Below are 7,534 nucleotides of genomic sequence, written 5' to 3'. Positions count from 1 at the left end.
TGTTGCGCGAATAGCACTAAAGCTTGGTTTTGAATTTTCAGGTGATGAATTATTGAGAATGTCAGGTAAGAAAGTTGGCAGCATTACTGTTAGAAAAACTGATCTTCCTGGAGAGTACAACTAGGGGTCACGCGAGAATTTGTAAAAAATCGTTATTCCTATCATTCTATGGATAGTAGAAATAACTATTTTACAAAGTTATTATTCAGCCTGTTAATGCCTGAAAAACGTGTATCCGCCCTGGAATGATACCAGGGTTTTTTTTATCAACACTCAGATAAGTCAAAGATAGACTCTCATCGGAATAGAGGTAAATTGACTCTTCGAGTCATCTCCCAAGGGGAGCCAGTCGCTTATCAGCTTTTAGAATATTTGGATACAGCCTATAGCAGGATGAACTAAAGCAAAGGTCAGTTTAAATTAATGCTGGTGTAGTAAATGCTTGGTATATATAGAGGCTTGGTTTAACCAAGCCTTTTATTAAGCTGTTGCACATTTAAATTGCATATACTGGGCGGGCAAGATGCCCACTCCACAAGAGTTATATTTAATTTGATTATGCAAATTAGATGTTTTTTAGCTTATGACTGATTAAGTAATTATGTATCAGTCTTCAGGATATTTGGATACAGTCTATAACAAGATGAACTGCTAGAAAAGTAAGTTTAAATGAATTTGGGATCTTTGCCTAACGCTCTTTTATAACTTTTGACTTTTGACTTCCCCGTACCCCTTCGGGAAAGCAAGCTACGCGCAGCGTCTTTGCGAATCCCAAAGAGAGAGGCTAGCGCCTGCCGTAGGATGCCCGAACGCGAATTTATGTTGAGCGGAGTCGAAACACAGCGTCTCCAAGAGTTGGGGCTTCTTGCAGGGTAACTCAACACCAAGAATCCTTGCTTTTGTTGGGGTTTGACGAATGTTCAACCCAACCTACAAATATTTTATTTTTTCAGAGTAATAAAAGAGCGCTAATAGGCAATTGCAAAATCATCATCATCTTTATGCGGTAATTGCATTAATACGGATTTACAATAGCTCCACAGATGCAATTCTAATATCAGGGAATAAAGATGGATACCCCTGGTGTTGACCAGGGGCTTTTTATTAGGTAGACTACGCCTTAAACGTCAACACCGGACTCAATCGCGCCACAACGTCCACCATTTCTGCCTCAACCTGCACATCAATCACAGACTGAATCGCTTTGTAGGCAAAGGGTGCTTCTTCAATTCGGCGTTCTTGACGCAGGGTGATGCAGTCTACTTCGATTAATCCCAGTTCCGCCTCACTTTGAGATTCACCTCTGCGGTTGAGGTCAAAGCGAGAATGAATTCTTCCCGCCCCATGTGAGGCAGAATTACAAAATGCTGGATTGCCTCTACCCATCATCAGATAAGAATAAGCACCCATTGAACCAGGGATAATCACAGGTTGCCTTACATGGGCTGGACTTGCACGCTTGCGTGCTACCCATCCCTGACCTTCCTTCTGGCAAGGTGATGTTATGGGGCAAGTCTTGACACACACTTTCATTAGAAGACAAGTCTGTTGTAGTATTTTGTATTTTTAGCAGTTTATATACTACGTGTGTAAAGAAATTTGAAGTTTAGCTAAAAACTTTTAAAAATCTCTAGACTCTCCAGCCGGCTAGAGAGTCTAGGATAAATTCAAGGCGACTCTCTTTCCAGTTATTTTTGACTGTTAACGGATTTCCCCAGTCATCCACTTTGGTTTGGCTAACTTTTCCACTCTATCCCGTAAATCTATGACTCTCCAGCTCACAGTTCCTAACATGGCTTGTTCTGCTTGTGCAAACACCATCACTAAAGCACTTCAGGCAGTAGATGCCAATGCTAGCGTTCAGGCTGATCCTACAACCAAACTTGTCAGTGTAGAAACTCAAGCATCAGAAACAGCAATTAAGGAAGCGTTGGCTGCTGCTGGCTATCCAGTTGCTAGCTAATTCGTAATTCGTAATGACGCTCCTACGTCGCTAGCGCTGCGCTAACGTAATTGTTGGCGAAGCACTTGCGCGTAACCCGGATTTCTTGGGGGTATTGAATTAGTTGGGGTTTAAATCCACAAATAATTTAATTACGAATTACTTTAGGATCCTCCCACATCAATCACAGGGGTTCATCTATTTATGGATACTCTCACACTCAAACTTCGAGGTATGAGTTGCGCCGCTTGCGCCAACAACATCGAAAAGGCAATTCGCTCTGTTCCTGGGGTAAAGGACTGCAACGTTAACTTTGGAGCAGAACAAGCCACCATCAAGTACGATCGCTCTCTAGCCAATTTAGAGAAAATCCAAAGTGCGATCGCATCTGCGGGATACTCTTCTTACTCACTCCAGGAAGAATTGCTCACCCAAGAAGATGATGCAGAAATTGCTAGTAGGCAAGCATTACGGAGCGAACTCTCCCTCAAGGTAGCGGTGGGAGGTATTATCAGCATTTTCCTATTTTTGGGGTCGTTCCCCATGATGACTGGGTTGAACTTGCCCTTAATTCCAAGCTTCTTACAAAATCCTTGGGTACAATTACTGCTGACAACTCCCGTCGTCTTCTGGTGTGGTGGATCTTTTTACCGCAATGGCTGGAAATCTCTCAAGCGCCATACGGCGACGATGGACACGCTAATTGCTTTGGGCACAAGTGCAGCGTATCTATATTCTTTGTTTGTCACTGTTTTCCCAAAATTTTTTATTGCTCAGGGCTTGATACCTCATATTTATTACGAAGTAGCCGCTATTGTCATTACCTTAATTTTGTTGGGGCGGTTGCTGGAAAATCGCGCTAGGGGACAAACTTCTGAAGCCATCCGCAAACTCATCGGATTGCAAGCTAGAGATGCCAGAGTTATCCGTGATGGAATAGAAATTGATGTTCCTATCGCCGAAGTCAGAATCAACGATGTGATTTTGGTGCGTCCTGGTGAAAAGATTCCCGTAGATGGTGAAGTGATTACAGGCGGTTCGACGGTAGATGAAGCGATGGTGACGGGTGAAAGTTTGCCAGTCAAAAAGCAGCCAGGAGATGAGGTGATTGGGGCGACGATTAACGGTGCAGGTGCTTTTCAGTTTCGGGTGACACGAGTCGGAAATGATACGTTTTTGGCTCAAATTGTCAAACTAGTGCAACAAGCCCAAGGTTCTAAAGCACCAATTCAGCGCTTGGCAGATCAAGTTACAGGATGGTTTGTACCAGCTGTGATTGCGATCGCGATCGCCACTTTTGTTATTTGGTTTAATTTCACTGGCAACTTTACCTTAGCAACAATGACAACGGTAGGTGTACTAATTATCGCTTGTCCTTGTGCTTTAGGTTTAGCTACTCCCACTTCTGTAATGGTGGGGACGGGCAAAGGTGCAGAAAATGGCATTTTGATTAAAGGTGCGGACAGCTTAGAACTAGCACACAAAATTCAAACCATCGTTCTAGATAAAACTGGTACTTTGACTCAGGGTAAACCTACGGTTACAGACTTTGTAACTATCAATGGCACAGCTAATGGTAATGAAATCAAGCTTTTACAGTTAGCAGCAACGGTAGAACACAATTCTGAGCATCCTTTAGCTGAAGCAGTGGTGAAATATGCCCAGTCTCAAGAGGTGAATTTAACAGAGGTAAAGAACTTTCAGGCTAATGCAGGTAGTGGTGTTCAAGGAGTTGTTTCAAATCAGCTTGTGCAAATTGGTACACAACGCTGGTTAACAGAACTTGGAATTAACACTGTAAGTCTCCAGCAGTATAAAGATGACTGGGAAGCGGCTGGTAAAACAGTAATTTTGATTGCTGTAGATGGCGAACTACAAGGAATAATGGGTATTGCCGATGCCCTCAAACCTTCCTCAACAGCAGTAGTGAAAGCCTTACAGAAGTTAGGTTTAAAAGTAGTAATGCTTACCGGAGATAATCGTAAAACTGCTGATGCGATCGCTTTAGAAGTTGGCATCCAGCGAATCTTTGCCGAAGTCCGTCCAGATCAAAAGGCAGCAATTGTCCAATTTTTACAAGGGGAGATAAAGAAATTTCCAAAATCCAAAATCCAAAATCCGAAATCTAAAATTGTTGCAATGGTAGGTGATGGTATAAATGATGCTCCAGCCCTAGCACAAGCTGATGTGGGAATCGCTATTGGAACGGGCACAGATGTAGCGATCGCAGCTAGCGATATCACTCTAATTTCTGGCGATTTGCAAGGAATTGTTACAGCTATTCAACTTAGTCGCGCCACCATCAACAATATCAGGCAAAATCTCTTCTTTGCCTTTATTTACAACGTTATTGGTATTCCCATTGCGGCTGGAATTTTGTTCCCCATCTTTGGTTGGTTACTCAATCCAATTATCGCCGGCGCTGCGATGGCTCTTTCTTCGCTCTCTGTTGTTAGTAATGCCCTCAGATTGCGTAAGTTTCAACCAAAAACTATCTCATAATTTCAGGATAATTTAGGAAATGTTCAGTAAAAAAATGCTTTGGGGAAGCCTTACAGCTTTAGTGCTTCTCACTGGAACATCAGGCGTAGCTTTAGCAGAAATGCCAGCCCACTCACCAGAACAAAACAGCGAATTTCACCGGATCGAGCAACCTTTGGGCTTGAAAGTTGGGGTTGCGATCGCAGGTTTAGCCTTGATTGGACTAGAATTGTGGTGGTTTCTTCTCTATAAAAATCCTGAGTCCTAGATGAGGAACAAAGAAATTGCTTTATTTTTTAATTTCTAATCCCGCCTTTCCTAGTAGTTTCTCAAGTTTAAATTGATGGGTGAACAAGTTCGTAGTACCAACTTTGAAGGTTTAAATCCCCGTCACAAAACGTAATTGCGAATTGTTTTAAGCTGTTGCGCCTTTAATTTGCACTAATATTTTTTCAATATGCTTGTGGGGTGGGCATCTTGCCCGCCCTGATTGTGCAAGTTGTATACATAACAGCTTAATTACGCCCTGCGGTACTAGTATTTTGAATGATCGGACAAATTGTATCCTCATGCTGTCCTTCCATATTCTTCCAGCCTGAAAGTAATCCCTTTATTTCAGACCGTAAAGTTAACAATTGATCAACTTGGTGATCAATTTGCAAGAGCTTCTCTTCAAGCTTTTCTTGAATTTCACCACAGGGAGCTTGTCCTTGCTCATAAACCTGAAGAATATTTCCAATCTCCTCTAAGCTAAGACCAAGATTTTGTGCCCTTTTAATAAATGCTAGACGAGTCAGCACATCCAATGAAAACTGACGGAAGCCTCCCTCTGTTCGTTTTGATGATTTAATTAAGCCTAAACTCTCGTAATAGCGAATTGTCCTAATAGGAATTTTGCTTATATCTCTTACCTGGCCAATTAAAAGCAGTTTGGTTTCCTGAGTTAGCACGGCAGATTTTCCCAACTATTGTAATTATTATTACATATTTTCCTATTTTTTTAACTCATTTAATTTAGCCAAATCTTGGTGTCAGTAGTTTATTTTTTTATCTAATTAGAGATATTACTAAGTTGTGATTTTTCAAATATCTATTTTTAATGGATATTAGCTTGCATGGGCTGAGATTTGGCTAGCATAATTTTAACATTTTCAAGAAACTTGACTCGATATTTTGTCTCTCTAACTTTCTTCATTAATTGGTTAACTGGTTCTCATGGTACTGAAAGTAACTGTTTTTTCCTAGTTCTCATGTTACTTCTAGATCAACAGCTTCACCTCAAGTGAAACCATAAAAATGAATCTCAACTCGCAGACTTTTAGCTCAACCCGTAAACCTAAAAACTTTAATAATCCAGAGCATTTTATTGAGGGATGGTATTGGGTAATACCCTCTCGAAATCTGCGGGTAGGTGAAGTAAAATCTGTCACGATTTTGGGCAGAGAGCTAGTGATTTACCGTGGTAAAGACAAAAGAGTAGCTACTTTTGATGCCTACTGTCCACACATGGGTGCTCACCTTGCTGAAGGGAAAGTTGAGGGTAATGCACTACGTTGTTTTTTCCACCACTGGAAGTTTGATGCTGAAGGAATGTGTATTGATATTCCATGTTTAAATACACTGCCTTCTTTGAAAGTACAAACTTGGCCCACTGCTGAGAAGTACGGGATGATTTGGGTTTGGACTGGAGAAATCCCACAACAACCTCTACCTTTTGTTCCAGAGTTGGAACAAGAAGAGTGTGATGTCGCCATCCATTCTCACTTTTTAATGAACTGTCACCCCAGTGTGGTGATGATTAATGCCATTGATGCTCAACACTTTAATACAGTTCACGAACTGCCAATAGAAATTATTTTTGACGGACAGGAACTGAACGAGAATGCGATTATTTTCAGTAATATTACACCCATCAAAGACAATTCCTTTTTCATTAAGCTCATCCGTCTTTTCTACAAAAAGGCCATAACTTACAGCGTTTGCTATTGGTACGGGAGCATTGTCATTGTGACGCTTGGCCCCGATTTTTTCCATGTCCACATGATGTTTGCAGTTCGCCTCCACGAAGGTGGAAAAGCTGAAGGACAAATCCTGTTACTTACTAAAAAACGTAAAGGATTTTTTGGTTGGTTATGTAATCGAGTTTTGTTATGGCTGACTAAGATTGTAGGTAAGTTCTTTCTTATGGCTGATATTAAGATTGTCCAAACAATTAAGTTCGATTTCAAAACTCCTATCAAAATAGATCAGCCAATCATACAGTTTATTAACCATGTTGAAAAACAGCAATCCCTAATGTGGGGGACTTGGCAAGAAGCGCGATCGCGCGATGTGGAAAGCAAGCCCAAGCGTGAGAGATGGCAAGATAAAATGAGTAATGATTAGGATCATGTCTATATGCCCAGAATTCCCTCAGGTTGGTAGATCAATTAAATGCACACGAAATCATAGCATTGTCAACAATCTTTGCAACAAATAAATCGACTGTAGGGGCGTACTCTGTACGTCCCTAAAAATGTAGGTATAGCAGATATTTTGTTAAATTGTATAACAACTAATAAAAGTTCAACTAAATTAGTTTTAACTTTTAATTTATTTTTTACTGGGCTACCAGAATAAATAAAAAGAAGTGGCAAAGCCACTTCCTAATTCCCAGGTAGAACCTAAGTTATGAGTATAACCACTACAAAAATTTGAAATAGTATAAACAAACACCAATTAAGTTAATATCTATGTTTTCCTTATTTTCTGAGTTAGGAAATTTTGATTTTCATCAGCCAAATAACTGTATATTTACATAGTCTCATGATTGCAATGCAGACTCAAGTTTATCTAGTTCATCGCTAAGATATGCCAGTTTTGCCTCTTCATCAAGAAGCTGCTGTTCTAATTAAAACTTTACTGCCGTACCAGCCTCAATAGCTACAGCTTTCTTCATCTGCTTTAACTTCTCGTTGCGGATGTGAAATTCTGTCTGAAGTGCGTCTAGTTTTTGTTGCGTTGCTTGCCGCCGTAGGCATCGCCTTTTATAACCTATACACTTGTGAGTGCCGTGTAAATGTGAAACGCCTATCCCTGACTTGGATTCAATATAACAATTTCTCAATAACT

Annotated in this window: 7 protein-coding genes; 4 read left to right on the top strand and 3 right to left on the bottom strand. The window is 40.7% G+C overall.

All coding sequences use genetic code 11. The features are described 5' to 3' along the window. Nucleotides 1-1,113: 1,113 nt before the first annotated feature. Nucleotides 1,114-1,533, bottom strand: a complete 420-nt coding sequence (locus VE944_RS18535) for an RtcB family protein (RefSeq protein WP_324979968.1) — start codon at nucleotides 1,531-1,533, stop codon at nucleotides 1,114-1,116. Nucleotides 1,534-1,765: 232 nt separating this feature from the next. Here VE944_RS18535 and VE944_RS18530 point away from each other — a divergent pair, with 232 nt between their 5' ends. From VE944_RS18530 to VE944_RS18520, 3 genes are all read left to right on the top strand, one after another. Further along, nucleotides 1,766-1,963, top strand: coding sequence for a heavy-metal-associated domain-containing protein (locus tag VE944_RS18530; protein ID WP_324979965.1), 198 nt, complete (start codon nucleotides 1,766-1,768; stop codon nucleotides 1,961-1,963). Between the two features lie 183 nt (nucleotides 1,964-2,146). Continuing rightward, entirely contained in the window at nucleotides 2,147-4,444 is a 2,298-nt protein-coding gene (locus VE944_RS18525) for a heavy metal translocating P-type ATPase (protein ID WP_324979962.1), read from the top strand. Nucleotides 4,445-4,463: 19 nt separating this feature from the next. Then, the gene (locus VE944_RS18520; RefSeq protein ID WP_324979959.1) at nucleotides 4,464-4,691 is read left to right on the top strand and encodes a hypothetical protein; all 228 of its coding nucleotides are present in this window, start codon (nucleotides 4,464-4,466) and stop codon (nucleotides 4,689-4,691) included. Between the two features lie 247 nt (nucleotides 4,692-4,938). Here the strand turns inward: VE944_RS18520 and VE944_RS18515 are convergent, their stop codons facing one another. After that, the gene (locus VE944_RS18515) at nucleotides 4,939-5,373 is read right to left on the bottom strand and encodes a heavy metal-responsive transcriptional regulator (RefSeq protein ID WP_324979956.1); all 435 of its coding nucleotides are present in this window, start codon (nucleotides 5,371-5,373) and stop codon (nucleotides 4,939-4,941) included. A gap of 346 nt (nucleotides 5,374-5,719) precedes the next feature. Here VE944_RS18515 and VE944_RS18510 point away from each other — a divergent pair, with 346 nt between their 5' ends. Then, the gene (locus tag VE944_RS18510) at nucleotides 5,720-6,808 is read left to right on the top strand and encodes an aromatic ring-hydroxylating dioxygenase subunit alpha (RefSeq protein WP_324979954.1); all 1,089 of its coding nucleotides are present in this window, start codon (nucleotides 5,720-5,722) and stop codon (nucleotides 6,806-6,808) included. Nucleotides 6,809-7,313: 505 nt separating this feature from the next. Here the strand turns inward: VE944_RS18510 and VE944_RS18505 are convergent. After that, a complete protein-coding gene (locus VE944_RS18505) occupies nucleotides 7,314-7,529 on the bottom strand; it encodes a hypothetical protein (protein WP_324979951.1) in 216 nt (71 codons plus the stop codon). Nucleotides 7,530-7,534: the final 5 nt, after the last annotated feature.

The sequence above is a fragment of the Nostoc sp. genome, from assembly GCF_035638895.1.
GTDB lineage: Bacteria > Cyanobacteriota > Cyanobacteriia > Cyanobacteriales > Nostocaceae > Nostoc.
The sequence above is the reverse complement of the archived record's forward strand: the minus strand, read 5'-3'. Positions and strand labels throughout refer to the sequence as shown.

Coding starts and splice junctions, on each gene's coding strand:
- VE944_RS18520 (WP_324979959.1), top strand. CDS start 4,464: ATGTTCAGTAAAAAAATGCTTTGGGGAAGCCTTACAGCTTTAGTGCTT.
- VE944_RS18530 (WP_324979965.1), top strand. CDS start 1,766: ATGACTCTCCAGCTCACAGTTCCTAACATGGCTTGTTCTGCTTGTGCA.
- VE944_RS18510 (WP_324979954.1), top strand. CDS start 5,720: ATGAATCTCAACTCGCAGACTTTTAGCTCAACCCGTAAACCTAAAAAC.
- VE944_RS18535 (WP_324979968.1), bottom strand. CDS start 1,533: ATGAAAGTGTGTGTCAAGACTTGCCCCATAACATCACCTTGCCAGAAG.
- VE944_RS18525 (WP_324979962.1), top strand. CDS start 2,147: ATGGATACTCTCACACTCAAACTTCGAGGTATGAGTTGCGCCGCTTGC.